General features: G+C 54.8%; 1 rRNA gene. It reads right to left on the bottom strand.

What is annotated here, in order from left to right:
• Window positions 1-663: ribosomal RNA gene (locus N2041_RS14545) — 23S ribosomal RNA — on the bottom strand; the annotation flags it as partial.

Below are 663 nucleotides of genomic sequence, written 5' to 3'. Positions count from 1 at the left end.
CCCGCCTGTGTCGGTTTGCAGTACAGGCACGTTGCATTTATGGTGTGTAGAGCTTTTCTTGGAAGCCTGACAGTAGCCACTTCCCCCCCGTAGGGAGTCGTCCTCGCCGCTCAGCTCAGGACGTTTTCGCCGTCCCTCATCGCCTTGCCAGCTTCAACCGGTAACCAACATCCGGCTGGCTGATGCCTTCTTCGTCCCTCTGCACCAATGCTACGTGGTACGGGAATATTAACCCGTTGTCCATCGACTACGCTTTTCAGCCTCGCCTTAGGTCCTGACTTACCCAGAGAGGACGAGCCTGGCTCTGGAAGCCTTGGGATTTCGGGGCATTGGATTCTCACCAATGTTTGCGCTACTCAAGCCGACATTCTCACTTCTGAGCCGTCCACACCTGCTTGTCGCTAGTGCTTCACCCCACTCAGAACGCTCCCCTACCAATAGTTACCTATTCCACAGCTTCGGCATGTCACTAAGCCCCGTTAATTTTCGGCGCCAGAGCGCTTGACCAGTGAGCTATTACGCACTCTTTAAAGGGTGGCTGCTTCTAGGCCAACCTCCTGGTTGTCACTGCACCCCAACCTCCTTTATCACTGAGTGACAATTTTGGGGCCTTAGCTGGTGGTCTGGGCTGTTCCTGTCTCTTATACACATCTGACGCTGCCG

It is taken from the genome of Tepidiforma sp., assembly GCF_026419595.1.
In the GTDB taxonomy this organism is placed as follows: domain Bacteria; phylum Chloroflexota; class Dehalococcoidia; order Tepidiformales; family Tepidiformaceae; genus Tepidiforma.
The sequence above is the reverse complement of the archived record's forward strand: the minus strand, read 5'-3'. Positions and strand labels throughout refer to the sequence as shown.